The organism is Antribacter soli, assembly GCF_021568775.1.
GTDB classification, from domain to species: Bacteria; Actinomycetota; Actinomycetes; order Actinomycetales; family Cellulomonadaceae; genus Antribacter; species Antribacter soli.
The window spans coordinates 20,775-40,839 of record NZ_JAKGSG010000010.1 but is presented as its reverse complement, the minus strand read 5'-3'; the positions used below and the strand labels follow the sequence as shown (position 1 = coordinate 40,839).

At 70.6% G+C, this 20,065-nt stretch carries 16 protein-coding genes and 1 pseudogene; 14 read left to right on the top strand and 3 right to left on the bottom strand.

All coding sequences use genetic code 11. The features are described from left to right. Positions 1-40 precede the first annotated feature (40 nt). From L1785_RS02725 to thiC, 3 genes are all read left to right on the top strand, one after another. Positions 41-580, top strand: coding sequence for a hypothetical protein (locus tag L1785_RS02725; protein WP_236087596.1), 540 nt, complete (start codon positions 41-43; stop codon positions 578-580). 431 nt (positions 581-1,011) lie between these two features. Next, complete coding sequence (gene thiD / locus L1785_RS02720) at positions 1,012-1,866, top strand: bifunctional hydroxymethylpyrimidine kinase/phosphomethylpyrimidine kinase (RefSeq protein WP_236087595.1); 855 nt, start codon at positions 1,012-1,014, stop codon at positions 1,864-1,866. 118 nt (positions 1,867-1,984) lie between these two features. Beyond that, positions 1,985-3,763: a phosphomethylpyrimidine synthase ThiC gene (thiC, locus tag L1785_RS02715; RefSeq protein WP_268914764.1), complete on the top strand. Its 1,779-nt coding sequence runs from the start codon at positions 1,985-1,987 to the stop codon at positions 3,761-3,763. 5 nt (positions 3,764-3,768) lie between these two features. Here the strand turns inward: thiC and thiE are convergent, their stop codons facing one another. Continuing rightward, entirely contained in the window at positions 3,769-4,437 is a 669-nt protein-coding gene (thiE, locus tag L1785_RS02710) for a thiamine phosphate synthase (RefSeq protein WP_236087594.1), read from the bottom strand. A gap of 32 nt (positions 4,438-4,469) precedes the next feature. Here thiE and thiO point away from each other — a divergent pair, with 32 nt between their 5' ends. The 7 genes from thiO to L1785_RS02675 all read left to right on the top strand — a co-directional run bounded on the left by thiO (position 4,470) and on the right by L1785_RS02675 (position 11,488). After that, positions 4,470-5,672: a glycine oxidase ThiO gene (gene thiO, locus L1785_RS02705; RefSeq protein WP_236087593.1), complete on the top strand. Its 1,203-nt coding sequence runs from the start codon at positions 4,470-4,472 to the stop codon at positions 5,670-5,672. Then, positions 5,669-5,920, top strand: coding sequence for a sulfur carrier protein ThiS (thiS, locus tag L1785_RS02700; RefSeq protein WP_236087592.1), 252 nt, complete (start codon positions 5,669-5,671; stop codon positions 5,918-5,920). The genes thiO and thiS overlap by 4 nt, the downstream gene beginning before the upstream one ends. A 1-nt stretch (position 5,921) precedes the next feature. Further along, on the top strand, positions 5,922-6,758 hold the full coding sequence (locus L1785_RS02695; RefSeq protein ID WP_236087591.1) for a thiazole synthase: 837 nt from the start codon (positions 5,922-5,924) through the stop codon (positions 6,756-6,758). Between the two features lie 58 nt (positions 6,759-6,816). Next, positions 6,817-8,004: a ThiF family adenylyltransferase gene (locus L1785_RS02690; RefSeq protein ID WP_236087590.1), complete on the top strand. Its 1,188-nt coding sequence runs from the start codon at positions 6,817-6,819 to the stop codon at positions 8,002-8,004. Between the two features lie 238 nt (positions 8,005-8,242). Beyond that, positions 8,243-8,398, top strand: coding sequence for a hypothetical protein (locus L1785_RS02685; RefSeq protein WP_236087589.1), 156 nt, complete (start codon positions 8,243-8,245; stop codon positions 8,396-8,398). Between the two features lie 1,078 nt (positions 8,399-9,476). After that, a complete protein-coding gene (locus tag L1785_RS02680; protein WP_236087588.1) occupies positions 9,477-10,325 on the top strand; it encodes a serine/threonine-protein kinase in 849 nt (282 codons plus the stop codon). Next, positions 10,325-11,488 (top strand): hypothetical protein, encoded by a 1,164-nt coding sequence (locus tag L1785_RS02675; RefSeq protein ID WP_236087587.1) that lies wholly within the window; start codon positions 10,325-10,327, stop codon positions 11,486-11,488. The genes L1785_RS02680 and L1785_RS02675 overlap by 1 nt, the downstream gene beginning before the upstream one ends. A gap of 831 nt (positions 11,489-12,319) precedes the next feature. Here the strand turns inward: L1785_RS02675 and mobF are convergent. Then, a complete protein-coding gene (gene mobF / locus L1785_RS02670) occupies positions 12,320-15,790 on the bottom strand; it encodes a MobF family relaxase (protein WP_236087586.1) in 3,471 nt (1,156 codons plus the stop codon). Between the two features lie 93 nt (positions 15,791-15,883). Between mobF and L1785_RS02665 the strand changes: the two genes are divergently transcribed. The 3 genes from L1785_RS02665 (at position 15,884) to L1785_RS02655 (ending at position 18,201) form a co-directional block, all read left to right on the top strand. Further along, positions 15,884-16,357 (top strand): hypothetical protein, encoded by a 474-nt coding sequence (locus L1785_RS02665; RefSeq protein ID WP_236087585.1) that lies wholly within the window; start codon positions 15,884-15,886, stop codon positions 16,355-16,357. After that, entirely contained in the window at positions 16,354-16,923 is a 570-nt protein-coding gene (locus tag L1785_RS02660) for a hypothetical protein (RefSeq protein WP_236087584.1), read from the top strand. Before L1785_RS02665 ends, L1785_RS02660 begins: the two co-directional genes overlap by 4 nt. Before the next feature lie 360 nt (positions 16,924-17,283). Beyond that, positions 17,284-18,201, top strand: a complete 918-nt coding sequence (locus L1785_RS02655) for a 1-aminocyclopropane-1-carboxylate deaminase/D-cysteine desulfhydrase (protein WP_236087583.1) — start codon at positions 17,284-17,286, stop codon at positions 18,199-18,201. Here the strand turns inward: L1785_RS02655 and L1785_RS02650 are convergent. Beyond that, positions 18,186-19,169 carry a hypothetical protein gene (locus L1785_RS02650; protein ID WP_236087582.1) on the bottom strand — a complete coding sequence of 328 codons (984 nt, stop codon included), beginning with the start codon at positions 19,167-19,169 and terminating at the stop codon, positions 18,186-18,188. The two genes, L1785_RS02655 and L1785_RS02650, sit on opposite strands and share 16 nt — an antisense overlap. 119 nt (positions 19,170-19,288) lie before the next feature. On the opposite strand from L1785_RS02650, the pseudogene L1785_RS23370 reads away from it, so the two are divergent. After that, positions 19,289-20,020, top strand: a pseudogene (locus L1785_RS23370) (HAD family hydrolase); the annotation flags it as partial. Positions 20,021-20,065 lie beyond the last annotated feature (45 nt).

Here is a 20,065-nt window from a genome sequence, read left to right as displayed (position 1 = left end):
TTTGGGTTGGTTCGTCTGGATGTCAAAAGGGGAGAGACCGGTGCCGAAGCCCGCACGCCGCCGTCGCACAGCCGTCCTCGCGCTCGGGTGCGCCAGCGTGCTCACCGCGTGTGCCGGGAGCCCGGACCCGGGACAGGTCGTCACCCCGCTGCCGCGCCCGACCCACCTGGAGCCGCAGGTCGGCGTGGGTGAGGCGGAAGCGCACTACGGGGGCCTGCTGCGGGATGTCACAGCGGCGGTGGACGCCGCCACCGGCGTCTCGTCCGAGTGGGTCCCGGAGTACGCCGCGTCGGTCTCCGGCACCGTGAAGGACTGCACGTTCTCGACGGAGCGGCTGCGGGCGGACGTCACGATCGACGAGGCCACCTGGGCCGAGGTCACCGAGGCGGTGACACCCGTGCTCGCGCGGCACGGCTTCGCGGACCCGGTCGCGGGGGACGGCACGGGCGGCTGGCTGTCGCTCAGCGCGCAGGACCCGTCGGGCGCGGTGCTGGACCTGCGCTCGAAGGGCCTGACCGACGTCGACGTGGACGGCGCGCTCGTGTCCACCGACGGGGAGTGCACGCTGCCCGCGGACTGAGACCTCTCCACCCGCCCCCCTCTCCACGGCACGGCACGACCCGTTCCCGATACGGCACCCTACATGGGGTCCCGCACCGTTCCTGCAGGTCAGCCCCGGACTGACACCGGGCTCACCCGCGAGCTCGGCGAGCTCGGCCTCCGGCGAGGCACTGCGGGACGACCCGGGCCTGGAGCACCTCGTCGGGCATCCCCACGAGAGCCCAGATCGGGCTTCGGTTGCGGCCCCGGTCACGCGCCTCCCACTGGACCCCTTGGGCACGCATGAGCCTGTCGGCGAACAGCGCCTCGTGACAGTTCCGACAAGGCGACGGTCGTAGCACGGTGCGGCAGACACTCCGGGACCTACCCGGACGGCCACGTCTTCTCGCTGTGGATCGTCGCGGTGAGCGAGCCGGGCAGCACCGCGAGCACCCCGTGCAGGATGGCGCCATGGACGAAGCCAAGGACGTCAGCTCGCGGGTGCCACGGGTCCTCGCTGTCGCGGGCACCGACCCCACCGGCGGGGCCGGGATCCAGGCGGACCTGAAGTCGATCGCGGCGCACGGCGGATACGGGATGGCGGTCGTCACGGCCCTCGTCGCGCAGAACACGCGCGGGGTGCGGGCAGTGCACGTGCCGCCGCCGGAGTTCCTCGCCGCGCAGCTGCGCGCGGTGAGCGACGACGTCACGATCGACGCGGTCAAGCTCGGCATGCTGCACTCCGCGCCCCTGGTCGAGGTCGTCGCCGCCTGGCTCGACGACGTACGCCCGCCCGTCGTGGTGCTCGACCCGGTCCTTGCCGCGACCAGCACGACCGGCCCCGGCGGGGGGCGGCTGTTCGACACCGCCTCGACCGCCGCGCTGCGGGCGATGTGCTCCCGCGTCCACCTGGTCACCCCCAACCTCCCCGAGCTCGCGGTCCTGGTCGGCGAGACGGAGGCGCAGGGCTGGGACGCCGCCGTCGGCCAGGCCCGCCGGCTCGCGGGCCGGACCGGGGCCACCGTCCTGGTCAAGGGCGGCCACCTGGGCGGCGAGGACAGCCCCGACGCGATCGTCCGGCCCGACGACGCGGCGCCGGTCCGGACGGTGCCCGGCCGCAGGGTGGACTCGACGAGCACCCACGGCACCGGCTGCTCCTTGTCCTCGGCCGTGGCGACCCTCGCCGCGACCGGCCTGCCCTGGGTGGAGGCGCTGAGCCGGGCGAAGGCGTGGCTCGCAGGAGCCATCGAGCAAGGCGCCGTACTCGACGTCGGCTCCGGACGGGGGCCGGTGGACCACTTCCACCATCTGCGCGGGATGGGGTAGGTTCTGGGCCAATCCCACGGGCGCCCCACGGCAAGGGGCTGAGATCGGGCTGACGCCGCCTGAGCACCGTCTGAACCTGTCCGGGTCATGCCGGCGAAGGAAGAAGGAGTTGGTCGCGCTGTCCGCTGCCCAGACCTCACCGCAGGAAACCCTCTCGCACCGCGCCGAGAACTACCCCACGCACCGCCTCGACCACCTGGCCGACGCCGAGCACGGGATCCGCGTCCCGGTCACGCGGGTCTCCCTGGACGACTCGCCGTCGGGCCCGAACGAGCCCGTGACCCTCTACCGCACCGCAGGTCCCGGCAGCGACCCCACCACGGGCCTGCCGCCGCTGCGGGCCGAGTGGATCGCGGGGCGCGGCGACGTGGAGACCTATCCGGGCCGCGACCGCGACCTGTACGACGACGGCCGTGCCGCCGTGCGGCGCGGCGGCGCCAGCGAGGAGTGGGCCGGCGCCCGGCGGGAGCCGCTGCGCGCCCGCGAGGGCCGTACGGTCACCCAGATGTACTACGCCCGGCAGGGCGTCGTGACGCCGGAGATGCGGTTCGTGGCGCTGCGCGAGGGCTGCGACGTCGAGCTCGTCCGCTCGGAGGTGGCCGCGGGACGCGCCATCATCCCGGTGAACGTGAACCACCCCGAGTCGGAGCCGATGATCATCGGGCGCGCGTTCCACGTGAAGGTAAACGCAAACATCGGGAACTCCGCGGTCACGTCCTCGATCCGGGAGGAGGTGGCCAAGCTGGAGTGGGCCACCCGGTGGGGCGCCGACACCGTGATGGACCTGTCCACGGGTGACGACATCCACACCACGCGGGAGTGGATCCTGCGAAACTCCCCCGTGCCGATCGGCACCGTGCCGATCTACCAGGCCCTGGAGAAGGTCGGCGGCGACCACCAGGCGCTGACCTGGGAGGTCTTCCGGGACACCGTCGTGGAGCAGTGCGAGCAGGGCGTGGACTACATGACGATCCACGCGGGCGTGCTGCTCCGACACGTCCCCCTCACGGCGGACCGCGTCACGGGGATCGTGTCCCGCGGCGGATCGATCATCGCCGGGTGGTGCCTGGGGCACCACCGCGAGAACTTCCTCTACGAGCACTTCGACGAGCTCTGCGAGATCTTCGCGCGGTACGACGTCGCGTTCTCGCTGGGTGACGGCCTGCGCCCAGGTTCCCTCGCCGACGCCAACGACGCCGCCCAGTTCGCCGAGCTCGACACCCTCGCGGAACTGACCCGCCGCGCGTGGGAGTACGACGTGCAGGTCATGGTCGAGGGTCCGGGCCACGTCCCGTTCCACCTCGTGCGAGAGAATGTCGAGCGGCAGCAGGAGCTGTGCGACGGCGCCCCGTTCTACACGCTCGGCCCGCTCGTCACCGACATCGCGCCCGGCTACGACCACATCACCTCGGCGATCGGTGCCACGGAGATCGCCCGCTACGGCACCGCGATGCTCTGCTACGTCACGCCCAAGGAGCACCTGGGGCTGCCCGACCGCGACGACGTGAAAACCGGCGTCATCACCTACAAGATCGCCGCGCACGCCGCCGACGTCGCCAAGGGGCACCCCGGCGCGCGCGACCGGGACGACGCCCTGTCCAAGGCCCGCTTCGAGTTCCGCTGGCGCGACCAGTTCGCGCTGTCGCTCGACCCCGCCACGGCTGAGGCGTTCCACGACGAGACCCTGCCCGCCGAGCCCGCCAAGACGGCGCACTTCTGCTCCATGTGCGGCCCCAAGTTCTGCTCCATGCGCATCTCGCAGGACATCCGCGACGCCTACGGCGACGCCGGGGAGCAGGAGCGCATCGCCCGCGACGGCATGGCCGCCAAGTCCGAGGAGTTCGTCCGGCTCGGGGGCACCGTCTACCTGCCGGACCCCACGGTCCCGGCACGGTGAGGCGGTCAGCCGACCCGCTCGCGGACCCGGCCGCTCAGCTCGGCCGCCGCCCGGAGCGGGTCCTCGGCCTGCGTGAGGGCCCGCACGACGACGACCCGGCGAGCCCCGGCGTCCAGCACCTCGTCCAGCCGCACCGCGTCGATGCCGCCGATCGCGAACCAGGGCGTGGCGGGCTCGGTCGCGGCGACTTCCCGCAGCAGATCGAGCCCGACGGCGTCGCGACCCGGCTTCGTCGGCGTCGCCCACAGCGGTCCGACGCAGAAGTAGTCGACGTCCGCGTCCGCCTCGGCGGCCGCGGCCTGCTCGCGCGAGTGGGTGGACCGGCCGAGCACCGGCCGCCGCCCGACCAGGGTGCGCACCCCGGCGACCGGCAGGTCGCGCTGACCCATGTGCACCGCCGGGGCGCTGGTCAGCGCGGCGACGTCGGCCCGGTCGTTGACCGCCCACAGCGCGCCGTGCTCCGTGGCGACCCGCGCGACGAGCCCCTGCAGCTCGAGCTCGCGGGCCACGTCCAGCGTCTTGTCGCGCAGCTGCACCACGTCCACCCCGCCCTCCAGCACCGCGTGCAGGAAGCCCTCCAGGTCCCCGCGCTCCTCGCGCGCGTCCGTGCACAGGTACAGACGGGCGTCGGCGAGGCGGGTCCGCGGATCGGGGGCGGGCTGCGTGTCGGTCACGGGCGTCAGCGTAACCACCCGGAGGCGGCACGGTGACGGGCGGCCGGAGGGACGTCGTCGTCGTGGGCGCGGGCATCGTCGGCGCGGCCGTCGCCTGGCGGGCGGCCCGCGCGGGCCTGACCGTGACGGTCCTCGACCCGACCCCCGGCCGCGGCGCCACCCACGCCGCGGCCGGGATGCTGGCGCCGGCCGCCGAGGCCTGGTTCGGGGAGGAGGACGCCACGCGGGTCGGTCTCGCCGGGCTGGCGGCCTGGCCCGCGTTCGCGACCGACCTCGCCACCGACCTGGCGGCGGGCACCGGGGCCAGGTCGCCCGGACCCGGGCTGCGCGACGGCGGTTCGCTCCTCGTCGCGTACGACGTCGGCGACCTCGCGGAGGTGCGCCGCCTCGTCGCGCTGCACGACGGCCACGGGCTGGGCTCGGTCGAGCTCACCGTCGCCGACACCCGGCGGTCCGAGCCACTGCTTGGCCCCCGCGTCTCCGGCGCCGCCCGGATCGCGCCCGACCGCTCGGCGGACCCGCGGGCCACGGTCGCCGCGCTGCTCGCCGCGCTTGCGGCCGAGCCGCGGGCCGTCGTGGTGCGCAGCACCGCCACCCGCGTCCTGATCCAGGGTGGCCGGGCCGCCGGCATCGTCGACGACACGGGGGCCGAGCACCCCGGCGGCGCCGTCGTGCTCGCCGCCGGGTGGCGCACGCCCGAGCTCGTCACGGACCTGCCCGTCCCGGTGCCCGTCCGCCCGGTGCGGGGCCAGACGGTGCGGCTGGATGCCGCCCCCGGCGGGGCGCCGGCGCACGTGGTACGCGGGCTCGTGCAGGGCCGGCCGGTGTACGTGGTGCCGCGAGCGCCGCGGCCGGACGGGACGTGCGAGGTCGTCGTCGGCGCCACCAGCGACGAAGGGCCCGACGACGGTCGTCCCACCGCGGGCGGGACCTTCGCCCTGCTGCGCGACGCCCGTGCCCTGCTGCCTGCGCTCGACGAGGCCGCCGTCGTCGACCAGACGTCGCGTGCCCGGCCGGGCACGCCCGACAACCTGCCGCTGGTCGGGCCGACGGGCGTGCCCGGCCTCCTCCTCGCGACCGGTCACCACCGCAACGGCATCCTGCTCGCGCCTGTCACCGCGGAGGCCGTCGTCGCGCTGCTCACGGGCGCGCCGCCGTCGGACGCGCTGCGCGTGGCCGACCCGCGCCGGTTCGATCCCTCCTCCCCCGACCTCACCCTCCGGAGCCGACCATGACCGACCACCCGTCCGCCGCCCTCGCCCCCGCCGCCGCCACCGTCAACGGCGAGCCACGCGCCGCCGCGCACGGCCTGTCGCTTGTCGAGCTGGTCGTGAGCCTCGTCCCGGGTTGCGTGGTCGACGGCGCGCCGCAGGGCGTCGCCGTCGCCGTGAACGACGCCGTCGTGCCGCGCGGGTCCTGGGCGACGACGCACGTCGCGCCCGGCGACCGGGTCGAGGTCGTCACCGCCGTGCAAGGAGGCTGACATGACGGTCGAGACCGCCGTCGAGCCGCTCGTCGTCGCCGGGACCCCGCTCGGGTCGCGGCTCGTCATGGGCACGGGCGGCGCGCCGAGCCTGCTGGCGCTGGAGGAGGCGCTGGTCGCGTCCGGTACGGCGCTGACCACGGTCGCGATGCGACGGGTGGCGCGGCCCCGGCCCGGCGCGCCCGCGGGCGAGGCCTCCGTGTGGGGTCTGCTCGACCGCCTCGGGATCCGCGCGCTGCCCAACACCGCCGGGTGCTTCACGGCCCGCGAGGCCGTGCTCACGGCACAGCTGGCGCGGGAGGCCTGCAGCACGGACTGGGTCAAGCTGGAGGTCGTGGCCGACGACGTCACGCTCCTGCCCGACCCCCTCGGGCTCGTCGAAGCCGCGGAGACGCTGGTGCGCGACGGCTTCGTCGTGCTCCCCTACACGAACGACGACCCGATCCTCGCGCGGCGGCTGGAGGACGTCGGCTGCGCGGCGGTCATGCCGCTCGGCGCACCGATCGGGTCGGGCCTGGGCGTGCTCAACCCGCGCAACATCGAGGCGATCGCCACCGCGGCACGGGTGCCCGTGGTCCTCGACGCGGGGATCGGCACGGCCTCGGACGCGGCGCTCGCGATGGAGCTCGGCTGCGACGCGGTGCTGCTGGCCACGGCGGTGACGCGGGCTGCGGACCCGGTGCGGATGGCGCGCGCGATGCGGCTCGCCGTCGAGGCCGGGTACGAGGCCGCCCGGGCGGGCCGGATCCCGCGGCGGGACCGGGCGGTGGCGTCGTCGCCGCCGGAAGGCCGGATCGCGACGGGCGCGCTGCCCGGGAACCTGGACCTGGCGCTGTGAGGTGGGTGGTATGACCGGTGAGCCGATTCCCGGCCGGGCGGGCGGGGAAGGACCCGCCATGCCGCCGCTCGTCGAGCCGGGGCCGGACCTCTCCCCCGGCGCTCTGTCACGCTACGCGCGCCACCTGGTGCTGCCCGGCGTCGGCCCGGACGGGCAGCGGCGGCTGGCGGCGGCGCGCGTGCTCGTCGTCGGGGCGGGCGGACTCGGCAGCCCCGTCCTGCTGTACCTCGCCGCGGCCGGGGTGGGGACCCTCGGCGTGGTGGACGACGACGTCGTCGACGCGTCGAACCTGCAGCGGCAGGTGGTCCACGGGGCGGCCGACGTCGGACGGCCGAAGACCGCCTCGGCGCGCGAGACCGTCGCGGGCGTGAACCCGGACGTGCGCGTCGTCGAGCACCGGGTGCGCCTGCGCGCTGCCAACGCGCTCGACCTGCTGCGCGGCTACGACCTCGTGGTGGACGGTTCGGACAATTTCGCGACCCGCTACCTCGTCTCGGATGCCGCGGAGCTGCTAGGCCTGCCCGTCGTCTGGGGCGGGCTGCACCGGTTCACGGGGCAGGTGTCGGTGTTCTGGGCGAGGCCCCCGGCGGGCGAGGGCGTCACCTACCGCGACGTCTTCCCCGAACCGCCTCCGCCCGCACTCGCCCCCGACTGCGCCACGGGCGGCGTGCTGGGCGCGCTGTGCGGGACGCTCGGCTCCGTCATGGCGTCCGAGGCGATCAAGCTGATCACGGGCCTCGGCCGCTCGCTGCTCGGCCGGCTCGCCGTGCACGACGCGCTGGACGCGTCCTGGCGCCACCTCGCCGTGCGCCGCGACCCGGCCCGTACCCTCGCGACCTCGCTGCCGGACGACCACGCCTACGCCGTCCTCTGCGGACTGCAGCCCCCGGCCGTGGCGACCGTCACCGTGCGGGAGCTGGCCCGGCTGCGTGAGCAGGCGGAGGCGACGGGCGGCGCGGCGCCGTTCGTGCTGGACGTGCGCGAGCCGTGGGAGGTGCAGGTCGCCACGCTGTCCGACGTCGCGCTCGTCCCGGCCGGCGCATTCCTCGGCGACGCCGCGGCGGACGCAGTGCCGCTCGTGGCGGACGCCGCCGACGGGCGCCCGGTGCACGTGCTGTGCAAGTCGGGCGCCCGGTCGTCGCGGGTCGCGCAGGTGCTGCGCGAGGCAGGTCTGCCCGCCGTCGACGTGGCCGGTGGCCTCGACGCGTGGGCGCGCGAGGTCGACCCGTCGCTGCCGAGGTACTGAGCCGAGCGCACCGGCCGGTGAGCGGCCTCGGCCCGCCTCAGCGACCCGCCGAGGTGGTCTTGACGCCCCAGCCGCGTTGCCGGCCGAACCCACACCCCCGCCCCGGCTCCGGTCGTGTACTGCTCCCACCCGGTGCGCCTGGTCGGCTCGTCCATGACCGTGGACACCACGACGGGTGAGGTGCTGGGCTCGGGGTGCGAAGGGCCGTGCGCCGGACCCTCTGACCTACGGGTCGGTGGTGCGCTACCGGGCGAGCCTGTCGGCGTTCTTCGGCTGGTGCGTCCGGGAGAAGCTGATTGCGGTGAGCCCCGTCACGGCGGTTCTCGTGCCCAAGTCGTCTGAGGAGAAGGTCGAGATGAACCCGTTCACCGAAGCCGAGCTGGAGCGGCGCTAGGTCTGGATCGCCTCACCGAGGGCGGGGGTACGCCGGGGGTGCGCGATCAGGAAGAGGGCGCAGCACGAGGGCAACGGAAAACCCCGCCTGCCAGGCGGTAAAGCCTGATCAGACGGGGTTTCTCTCGGGTGGAGCCAGGGGGATTCGAACCCCCGACCTTCTCCAGGAGATTGGCTCTCCCGGGCCACCCGCCGAGGCGCGGTTCTACGGTTCAGCGCGACCCTCCCGGAGGCTGCAGGAGTGTTGAGTTCCTGCCGTTCCTGGGGTGCGCGCGGCGCCAGTCTCGCAGGCTCCTCAACGGCGCGCAACAACGCTCATCCGAACTCGCTCAACGCGTGGCGTACCCGTGGCACGAGGGCCAATCCGTGGCACATCCGTGGCACGACTCGAACCGCAATTGCGGGCGCTGTTTCCCCTGCTGCCCGTCACGACGGATACCAGAGGCTCCGCCTCGTCCACCACGGGGCGCTACGGAGCCGATCACCCCACCAAGCGCCCCTGGCCAGCGCCGTTGGAAGACTGACGATCCGATCGTCGCAGTCCTGGACGAAGCGGCGCAGCTCACGACCGGCCCGCGGAGGGACCGAACGGAGCAGGAACTCGATCTCGGCGCGAATCGCCGGCGGATCCCCAGACTCGCAGGCCGGGCACGGACACACGCTCGCGTCCCAGGTGCCAAGCCGCGGGCGTCTGGAGACGTCCTGCCAGCGAGCCAGGGCTCGCAACGTGAATCCTGGCCACTGACCGTGGGTCTGCTCATACCGGCGAACCGCTGCTCGCGCTCCGCCGCTCAGGTGGAGATCCCGCACCTTGATCGGCGGGCGCATGAACAGCGACGGGTGCTCCACTCGGAGCTGTGAGGGACGCCTACGCGGCATGACCCTTCGTGTGGTTGTGCACTGGGGCAGCCTAGCGGCCCGGCCCGTGCATTCGACGCCCGCGCAGGGGCTCCGGCACGGATGCGCACACAGCGATCCTCCGACACTCGGGAAGCAACTTCACCCCGCCCCTTCCTCAACGACGGGGACAGACGCGTGCGGGATGGCTAGCCTCGCAACGTGAAGCATCGGTGGCACGGATGCCCGTGATCCCCTGGACTGATGACGACGTCATCCGCGCCTTCCCGGAGTTCGCGATTGAGGTTCCGGCACTTGGCGCGGGCCAACAGAAAGTCGCATACAAGGCGTCCGACGTCGCCCTGAAGGTACTCCTCCAAGACCCTGACTCGGTCGACGACGAGGCGGCGACCACCATCGAGCGCTTCCAGCGCGAGATGTCCGCAATGCAGGCAACCACCTGCCCTCATGTGGCAACGCTCGTTAGCGGACCCGAGCTGAGAACGATCGGCGAGACCGAGCGCTATTGGTACACCGAGCCGCTCCTCGCGGGAGGCACACTCAAGCAACGGCTTCGACTCGGACCTCTCTCACACACAGAGGCCGCCGATCTCGCGAGGTCGCTCCTTCTTGCGGTGGACGCGATGTGGGCCCAGGGCATTGTCCACCGGGACATCAAGCCAGACAACATCGGCTACTTGTCGGACGGGACCGTCGTCCTTGCGGACCTCGGGATAGCACTCTTGACGGAAATGTATCCGGTAACCAACTCTCAACTCGTCGGACCGGGAACACAATACTACGCAGCACCCGAACAGTATCAGATGCGGCGAAATACCACGATTGACTTTCGCACGGATCTATTTCAGGTCGGCATAGTAGTCGCAGAATCCGTCATGGGCTACCACCCCTTCAGGCAGCCTGGCACCGGGCACATCGAACAGTTGACCTCCTTTGACGCGACGGTCCTAGACTCGTTCAATCTCCCCGCTGGACTGCGGGAATTGATCCCGCGCCTACTTGCACCCCATCAGAGCGGCCGCTACCGGTCCGTCCAGCGAGCCCTAAAGGCGCTAGGTTCAGGAAGCTGATGTTCTACATACAACATGGTTATGGGAAATCCACCAAAATCTGGGAATGCATAAGGGACGGCGCCATTTCCGGCGTAATCCTGAGCCCGGGGCATGAGGATGTTGCGACTCTCATCGACACCGCCAGGACGGTGTCGATGACAGGAACGAGGGTCCTCATCGACCCGCAGTCCTACATTTACTCAACGAACCCGCAGGGGCAACTTCGGCATCACGAAGCCCAAGGGCTTCGCTTTTCCAATTTGCACTGGGCGCTAACCGCATCTGACCTTGCGAGCATCGTCGGAGACGTCCGATCGATCAACGAGAGATCCGGAGTACCTGGGCCCTGGATCGCACCGGCACCATTCCATCGATCGTTGGTCGACTATTGGGTGCCACTGTCGGTCCAACTTGCCCGCACCGCTCAGCAAGAGTGGGTCTCAGGCGCAATCGCAACTCTTGCGATAGACGAGTCAACACTCTCCGATTGGGACCGCGTAGCCGACTGGCTCGACGCCTTAACAACCTTGGATGTTCAAGGGTTCTACGTGATCGTCAGCCGCCGGCTCCCTTCCTACCCGCCTCTCCCTTGGGAGAACTTGGCATTGACAAACCTGCTGCGGTTGATCTATACGCTTGCGGTCGTGAATGAATACCAACTCTATTGGGGTTACGCTGACGTCGACGGTCTACTAGGAATCGCGGCTGGAGCAACGGCCGTGGCCGCCGGTTGGACATATGGTCTGCGCCAGTTTGGCGTCGAGCGGTACAGCGAGCAGCGGGCTGGCGGCGCGCCCGCCGTACCACGAGTTTACGCCCCTGGGCTATTGTCGGACCTTCGCTACAATGAAGCTGGGGACATCTACAACCGGACTCAGCTGCGTGAGCAGGTGTTTGCACAGCCCATCCTCGCCGAGTTTGAAAATCGTGACTTCTCGTCACTCACGAATCCACAGGCGCAGGTATTGCACCTTGTAGGCCTCTCAAGGGACGTGTTTGCGCTCGGCAGTATTACATCCACCAGCGAACGACTCGACGCCCTTCAGGCACGTTTGCAGCACGCTCGAAGGACGTTTGAAATGCTCGCAAGTGCCGGTCTCGCACTGGATCCGCGCCACCGGGCTCGGATTGAGAGCTATGAACTCGCCGTATCAGCTTTTCGGCGCGAGGTGGCCAGATAGGCAGTTCCCGTTTCAAGGCCCCTAACCATGAGTTCTAACAGCCACAGTCGGGCCCAAGTTCCTGGGGGCCTAGCCACCGATCCCCGACGCCATTCCACGCCTTGACCAGCGTCAAACAGTAGGCCACACTCATAGAATTCGAAAACGGCCGCCGAGTCCGCTGGCATGTCCCGTTCTGGCATGAGCACTGCGGCGCGGTCAAATAGGCCTCTAAACTTGGATACCTGATGAACCGCTCGCCGCCAGTCCTTAATTTTTGCCTCGATCGCAAGGCTTTCCCCGACAGTTTGCGAGAATCTAATCGCTGACGCGTCTCCCCAACCGGCATCAGTTAGCTGTTTGCGGAGCGATCTGACGTAGGCCTCGCTCACACCGACCTGATGATCGAGTAGTTGCGGATCCAGCACTCGGGCCGCCGTCGGGGACGATATACGGAGCCCAGAACGTCTAAACGCAGCAAATGCGGCGGGGCTGACGGAAGCAAGCACGATATCAGGCCTGCCCGCGCCGATAGGTACTTCTTCGATTACAAAAATGGATCGCCCTGCGCCCGGCCGGATAACTGTCCGAGCTTGGCGGACCAATGCATCGGTCAGCTTCTTCTCTTCGAGCGGTACGCCAACACGCCGTGCCCCTTCACGGACATCGGCCCGTTCCCCCGGTCCACTCGATTTCCCAGCGCGCACGGTGGAGATCCTACGGTCCTTCCGCGCAGTCACCCAATCGCCATGACGGTTCATTCTGCAGTTCCTCGCAACGCAAGTCTATTTGACGGATGCCGCTCGGGGGCTCCTCTCGCATGACCGGGCGACTCCGATCGTGAGCCAGCGGCTACAGGGACGGCCGACTGTGACCGCGACCGTGGTCGTACTCGCGCGTCGCCCGCTGGGCGGGCTCACTCGTGCGGGCCACCTGCAGCGCTCGGGCGGCGCGGGCCGCGTCGAGCGCTTGGGAATCGGTAGCCACCTCGCCCCCGAGCGGCCGGGGTGTCGTGATGCCGTAGCGGTCGCGGTACGCCGCGACTGTGACCGCCGCCGCGGTCCACGCATGGCGGTCGCCCAGGCGGTCGGGCGGCACTCCGAGCGCGACGATCCAGGGTTCGCGGTCGCGGATCGCGTGGTCGACGAGGGACCGCGCGCGCTGGTCGATGAGTTGGGCTCTGTCGGCCAGCGCCTGGCGCATCTCGCGCGTCATCTGGCCTTGCGCCTCTGGGACGAGCCCGGCGATGAGCCGCTGCTGAGGGTATGCCTGCCGCCAGGGGCTGTTCCGCGCAGGTCCGCTGGTGAGGCGCGCGGCGCGATAGTGGAGCACGGCGGCGGGGTCGGCGGCGTCGTCGAGCGGGGCGCCGGCGGCTGCGTCAGGCAGAAGCGCGTCGACGTCGTAGCCGACCGCCTCGGCGCGGCGGAGTTCGGCGGTCAGCGCGCCGAACGCCGGTGAACCGACGATGCTGTCGACCTTGTCGGGTTCCAGGTCGCTGGCGTAGACCAGGTCCGCCCAGCGGTCACGCTGTGCCTCGGCCGCGATGGTCTCGTACTCGGCGGCGAGCTGAGCGATCGAGCGGTACCGGTCCTGCTCGGCCCGCATGGTCTCGGTCGCCGAGAGCTCGATGCCGCTGGTGCGGAGCACCCGCGCCAGGACATGGGCCGCCGTCGGCTCCGCGTGGTCGTCCGCCGTCGGACCGTCGGTGTGCGCATCGGTGGCGATGTAGGCGAGGTTCGCGTCACGGCCGCGGGTGAGGCCGACGTACAGGTTCTCCCTGGTGGTCGTGGAAGTGACCAGGACGTGAGCGGTGTCGACGGTGACGCCCTGGGCGCGATGGGCGGTGATGGCGTAGCCCAGGTCGAGGTACTCGGCCACGTACCGGGCTGGCAGCAAGACGCTGGCGCCATAGGCGGCGCCGTCACGGCGCACGACCATCGACCCGTCGCGGTGGACGCGCTGGACGGTCCACCGGTCGCCGTTGCGGACCCAGGCGCCGTTGCGGGTGCGCAACCGACGGTCGTTGTGGCGCGTGATGACCAGGTCTCCTGCGGACGCGGCGGTCCCGTCGGCGAGTCGCGCCGCCCGGCCTGGGTCACTGGCACCCGTCAGGAGGCGTTCGGCGCGGGCGCGCTCGTTGAGGTCGCGGACGGTCTGGCTGTTGTCGGTGACGAGGATCGAGCGGCGCCCGGCGGCGAGGTCGGTGCGCCAGGCTGCGTAGGCGGCGTCGGTCATCTGGTCGTGGTGTCCGTCGCGGGCGCGGTCGTGGGCGAGGTAGGTGTCGATGACCTCGACCCGCCCGTGCCGCAGGTCGAGCGACGCGGTCTTCTCCCACTCGTGGGTGAACCGGTGCACGTGCGTGAGCTCTGGCACGCCGTCTTCGGCGTCGCGCGCTTGGGCAAGGAGTGCGAAGACACCTCCGGCGTCGACGGACTGCAGCTGGGCGTGGTCGCCGACGAGCAGGACCTTCACCCCTGCCTGGGCTGCGCGGGTGGTAATGAGGTCGAGGCTGAGGGTGCCGGCCAGCGTCGCCTCGTCGATGATGACGAGCTGCCCCGGCTTGAACCGCATACGGCCTTCGGCGTGCTCGTGGATCCACTTGGCGGTGTTCTCGCAAGGGATGCCGAGTTCCTCGGCGAGGACCGCGGCCGCAGCGGCCGAGGGCGCAAGTCCGACGACGGAGTCGGCGCCGTGCAGGGAGGTCCAGGCGGCGTGCAGGGCGCGCATCGCGGTCGTCTTACCGGCTCCGGCCGGGCCGACGAGCAGGTCGACCTGGCGTGCGGACAAGGCGATCTTCGCAAGGACGCCAGTCTGCTCGGCCGACAGAGCCCGCCGGTCGTACAGGCGGCTGGTCGCGCGCTCGACGTCGGACAGCCCGACGACGGGGGCCGTGCGCGTGCCGGCCCGCTCCAGGAGCCGCACCTCCGCGGCGAGGAGCCGTTCGCTGGAGTACAGGGCGGACGCCTTCGGGCGGAAGATGCTCGACCCGTCGGGACGCTGGAACTCGACCGGCGTGGCGGCGAGGTCGGGCGGGGTGAGGAGCAAGGAGCCGTTCTCGGCTGCGTCAGTGATGAGTCCGAGGACCGCTTCCCTGTCTGCGGTGGTGGCGAACCGCCAGCCCATCGTCTGCCGGGCGGCCTCGGCGTACAGGTTCCAGCGGCGCCAGGTCGAGCGCTTCTCTCCCACCACGGTCACAACGGCGTGCCCGATCTTGGTGACCATGTCGAGCGGGACGTCGTCGGCCCGGAACACCCTGGCAGGCGGGCCAGACACGAGGTCCGACGCCCACTGGGTCGAGTCGCGGCCGAGCACGCGCGAGGCCCGGGCGCGCCACCGCTCGGTCAGGTGGGCCAGGGACTGGACATGCTTGGCAGGCCGGGTCTCGAGCGTGGCCCGGGCGCGCAGCTTCGTGATCGTGTTCCGCGCCGGGCGCCGCCCGTGATCGGCCGTGTACTGGTCGATCAGCTCGTCCGCGCGCTCATCGATCCGGCGGGATCGGGTGGAGAACTCCTGGAGCGTCTCGTCGGGCATCCCGGTGATGGCCCAGACCGGGTTACGGTCGCGGCCCCGGTCCCGCGCCTCCCACTGGACCCCGAGGGCACTGGTGAGCCTGTCGGCGAACAGCGCCTCGTGCAGTTCCGACAAGGCGACGGTCGCAGCAAACAGCGGGCGTCCGTCGAGAGACCGCCACCGCCCGTCCAAGACGGTCATGACCTTGTTCGAGATCACGACATGGGTGTGCAGGTGCGGGTCGCCTGCCCGGGAGTCGTAGTGGTCGAACGCCATCCCGACGAGCCCGGCGACGTCGACCTGCGCGACCGCACCGTCCCCGGCAGCCACCCCGACCCGCGTCGCGGCAAGCTCACGCTCCATGAAGTCGATGACGTCCCGCACCGCAGCGTGATGCACGTCGACGATGAGCTGCTGCGTCCCGGCGTCGGCCACCGCCCACAGGACCGAGGCCGCCTTGGGGACGGAAAACGTGAAGTCGTACCCCGCGACCGGGCGACGCTTGGCACCGTCGCCCACCCCGTAGACCGGGAACGCCCGCCCGAGGTGGGCGCCCGTCATCGGATCGACGCCCTTGCCGACGAGGTGAGCCATCTGCTCCTCGAGGACGACGTCCCCCTCCCGCAGCCGGTGTGCATCGTCGCCGAGCGCCGCGACCCCCGACCCGGTCCACCGCCCGGGCGGCGTGCCCGTCTCGGTGTAGTAACGCGTCAGCGGCGTCGACATCGACCGGTCCCCGTCGCCAGCGGCGACCGACGACATGAAGTACTGATAGCCCGCGCCTGCGGACATCACGTTGATCGAGACGGTCATGGTGCGCACACCTCCACCAGGGAGGTGTGCAGCCAGCACCGAGGCTCCGCGTCGAGCCAGGATGGCACCGAGGGTCCGCGGTACGGTGCCGCCGTGGTCTACTCCATCGGCTGGCTCTCCGCGCTCCGGGACGAGACCCCCGACGATGTCATTGGACGTGCTATCGAGCGCCTGACAGCGCAGGAACTCGGCGCGCGCTCCGTGCACCGTTCCGCCGGCGATCGGTGGGCGAGCGCGAGGTTCGAGCTGCCCGATGGCGGCTCGCCGTCGCTCGAAGTCCATCAGTTCGACACCGTCGTCGACCTGATGATCGCCGCGGCGGAGGAGGCTGGCGTCGACGTCTCGTTCCTGCCCGATTCGTTCGTCGAGTGGTACCCGCACACGAGCGAGGCCGGACTGATGGACGTCGTGCGTGGCGCCGTCATCGCTGGAGCCGCGCACGTCCTGTGGGACAGCGTCGATGGCTATGGCATCGGGCTGAAGAATGACCGCGCCCATCCTGACGGCTCTTCTACAAGCACAACAAACAGTGGTTCCGAATGCGATTCCAAGGGTGGAGTACATTGAAGCCAGGTCGTAATGATATTGATTCTCTGAGTGCGGGTGATGCCGGCGCACTGTGCTGCGCCACTGCAATTCGTTGGGGTGGCGCGTTGGGTGCAATTGCAGAGGGATTCGAGCTCGGGAGCGATTACAATCTCGTCGATCGCGGTGTTCGTGCCGCATTGTCAAGGCATCAAGGCGGCGAGTTTCAGCGCGACGTGATCTCAGAAGGTCACGCAGCAAGCTGGTTACTTGGCACGATACTATTTGAGAAGGGCGAGCTTGCCACATTCTTGACACAAGGGATTGTCGTCGCGGATTATGCAATGATGACGGCGAGGGATGGCGATGGTGGCAGTGTCCTAAAGGTCACGTTGAAGAGGGCGATGGAAACAGCTCGCCTCTGGCCCTGGCCAGTTGGACTGGTGCCGTTCTCCAGCCTGGCCGAATTGGAGTCGAAGTGCCAGGAGGACGATCTGGCACGGATTCTGTCAGGGGGGACTGCGTCGCTGGTCGCCGGGGCCGATGTAGAGGCTCAGCGCTTCAGGTCCATTGCCGAAGCGCGGCAGCCCCCACCCACCGGGACGTGACTACGACCGGAACCGGCTGCGGGCCGCTACGACGACGGGCGGACAGCGGCGTACCGGGGTGGGCCGGGCTCCCGACCCCCGTCCGGCTAGACAACGCGGGTGCGCTCACCCAATCGCCGAACTGCGGCGCCACACCGGACCATGGCCGCGATCTGCAAGAGGCGTGATGCGTTATCTGGTCTGGATCTGATTCGTGGATCTGGTCTGTGTGGGTGTTATCTGCCTGCCTGGCTGTCGTCGTCTGGCTCGTAGGTGGTCTTCTCTCGTTGTGTGCTCGTGCTGCTGATGCTGGTGCATCTGTTTCGAGTCGTGCCGCCTTCCGTCGAACGGCCCCGGCACACGGCGTGCCAGACTGCCCGGGTGGACGTTCCCGGTCTGGTGCTGCCGTCTCCGTTGCAGGAGCTGGCCGACGAGCGCCTGACGACCGCGGGGGTGCGCCTCGTGCTGAAGCGCGACGACCTGATCCACCCCGACCTGCCGGGCAACAAGTGGCGGAAGCTGAAGTACACGCTCGTCGCCGCCCGTGAGGCGGGTGCGGCCCGGCTGCTCACCTTCGGGGGTGCGTACTCCAACCACCTGCGCGCCGTGGCAGCGGCGGGTGCGCTGTTCGGTTTCGAGACGGTCGGCGTCGTGCGCGGCGAGCCGCACGACCCGCTGAACCCGTCGCTGCAGTACGCCGTCGACCACGGGATGCGCCTGACGTACCTCGACCGCGAGACCTACCGCCGCAAAGCCGACCCGCATGTGCTCGACACGCTGCGCGCCGAGTTCGACGACCCGTTCGTCGTCCCGGAAGGTGGTAGCGACATCCCGGCAGTGCGCGGGTGCGCGGAACTCGTGGCTGAGATCGACGAGCCGTTCGACGTCATCTGCTGTCCCGTTGGGACAGGCGGGACACTGGCCGGCATCGCGGCCGGGCTTGAGGAAGTCGCACCCGGAGCAAGAGCGGTCGGGTTCGCCGCCCTCAAGGGCGCCGGCTTCCTGTCCGACGACGTCGCCCGCCTCCAGACCGCCGCGCTCGGCCACACGACCGGAAACTGGTCCATTGAGCTCGACTTCCACTTTGGCGGGTACGCCAAGCGCAACGCTGACCTGGACGCGTTCCTCGACGAATTCGATTCCCGGCACGGGCTCCGGCTCGACTGGGTCTACGTCGGCAAGATGCTCGCGGGCCTCTTCGCCCAGATCGCCGACAACGCTTACCCGCCCGGGACGACGATCGTCGCAATGGTCACCGGACCCGACTTCGAGACGGCCACCGTTCAGACGCGCTCGTGATACGCCTTCTGGACCGCCTTGCTCGTCGAGGTCTCCTGTCGAGTCAGCGTCCATTCCCCCGCGTTGACGGTGAACCGGCGGCCGAAACCGAGCCACATGCCCGACAGGTTCTGGCGAGATGGGTCGATGACCATCTGCAGCGCGCCGTGGTAGGTGGCTCCGCGGTACTGGCCGGTCGGTGAGGTCGTCTCCCGCCAGGTCCCAGTCGCGACCGGCGGATCGAGGTTGAGCTCCAGCCGCAACTCCGAACCGGTCGAATGAGGCAGCCCTTGTGCGACGAACCGAGAGCCCTGCTGACGTGCGACGACGTAGTGCTCGCCGACGATCTCCTCGACGGTCCCGGGGCGTCGGTAGACGTACCGGGAGTGCCAGATCCCGCTGAACCCCTCCTGCGCGGCGCCGGCCGCCGCCGACGTGCCACCCCCGTCGGGCAGTAGATGTGCGGAGGCAGCAGCGAGAGACAGCCCGGCGGAGAGCTTGAGCAGCATGGAGCGTCCCGCGACGACGGACCCTGCCTGCGCGGCCCAGGACGAGGCGACGCGGGCGACGTCGTTCACGTCCATGCCCTCCAGCATCGCGACGGCGCCGCCTGGCTCGAGCACGCCCGCGAGGTGCGCCCCCGGAACGCCTGCACCAAAGTCGGCGACGTCGGCAACGAGGTCCGCGACCGAGCACTCGTACAGCTCGGCCAGTCGCGCCAGGACCTCCAGCGACGGCGCGTAGCCGGTCGAAGCGGGCCACTGCTCCCAGTACGAGAAGTTCTTGAACGTCTTGGGGTCGTCCGGCCAGCGCAGGTTCCACCGGTCCGCCGCCTCCCCCTGCGACCAGCCGTGCGCGATCCGGAGTGCCGCCCGCCGGTTGACGCCGAACTGTCGCTGGACCGCCGCAGCAACCTGCACCCACGAGCCGCCCCGAGTTCGCACCTCCGCGACGAGCGCGGCCTGCCGCGCCTTCAGACTCCGAGCCACCACGGCCGCCTCCCCCGGGGACGGAACGCCGGGACACGAGAGTTCCCAGTCGGACAGGGAAATGCTGCCAGTCATCTCACGCCCAGGCGGGGTGTCTGGCGCGGCGCGTCGCACGTTCGATGAGGAGCATGACGCGAACCCCTTATCCCGGGCCCCACCTCTTGGCGCTCGACATCGATGGGACCCTGACGTCCCAGGGTGGGACAACGGTCCCAGCCCCCACCGTCGACGCCATCGCGGCAGTCCGGGCGGCCGGGCACCTCGTCGTCCTGGCCACCGGCCGGTCCCTCGTCGGTGCCCTGCCCATCGCTCGCTGCCTCGGCCTCCTCGACGGCTGGATCGTCTGCTCGAACGGCGCCGTGGTCGCGCGCCTCGACCCGGCCGAGCGCGGTGGCTACATCGTGGAGACCGCCGGCACGCTCGACCCGGCCCCGATCCTGGACCTCGCCCGCGCCTTCATCCCGGCGGTCCAGGTCGGGATCGAGCTGATCGGCTGGGGATACGCGGTCAGCCGCCTCTTCCCCGACGGGCACATCAATGGTGCTCAGCGTGTCCTCGGTCCTGGTGAACCGCTCCCGCGGGCCACGCCACGCATCATCCTCCGAGCACCCGACGTTGGCGCCGCCGTCGAGCCCCTGCGCACGCTCGGGGCGACGGTGACACACGCCGACGACGACTGGCTCGACGTCACCCCGCCGAACCTGTCCAAGGCAACGGCGCTCGAAGCCATCCGCCTTCGGCACCTTGTCCCGCCCGGCCGGACGATTGCCGTCGGGGACGGTCCCAACGACCTCGAGCTGCTCCGCTGGGCGGCGCACGGGGTCGCGATGGGACATGCGCCCGCTGTTGTGCGGGAGGCCGCCGACGAGATCGCCGGGACCATCGACGAGGACGGC

What these genes read in the sequence shown, in the direction of transcription:
- thiD (WP_236087595.1), top strand. Translation starts at nt 1,012, where the DNA reads ATGGACGAAGCCAAGGACGTCAGCTCGCGGGTGCCACGGGTCCTCGCT.
- thiS (WP_236087592.1), top strand. Translation starts at nt 5,669, where the DNA reads ATGACCGACCACCCGTCCGCCGCCCTCGCCCCCGCCGCCGCCACCGTC.
- L1785_RS02695 (WP_236087591.1), top strand. Translation starts at nt 5,922, where the DNA reads ATGACGGTCGAGACCGCCGTCGAGCCGCTCGTCGTCGCCGGGACCCCG.
- L1785_RS02690 (WP_236087590.1), top strand. Translation starts at nt 6,817, where the DNA reads ATGCCGCCGCTCGTCGAGCCGGGGCCGGACCTCTCCCCCGGCGCTCTG.
- L1785_RS02680 (WP_236087588.1), top strand. Translation starts at nt 9,477, where the DNA reads ATGCCCGTGATCCCCTGGACTGATGACGACGTCATCCGCGCCTTCCCG.
- L1785_RS02675 (WP_236087587.1), top strand. Translation starts at nt 10,325, where the DNA reads ATGTTCTACATACAACATGGTTATGGGAAATCCACCAAAATCTGGGAA.
- mobF (WP_236087586.1), bottom strand. Translation starts at nt 15,790, where the DNA reads ATGACCGTCTCGATCAACGTGATGTCCGCAGGCGCGGGCTATCAGTAC.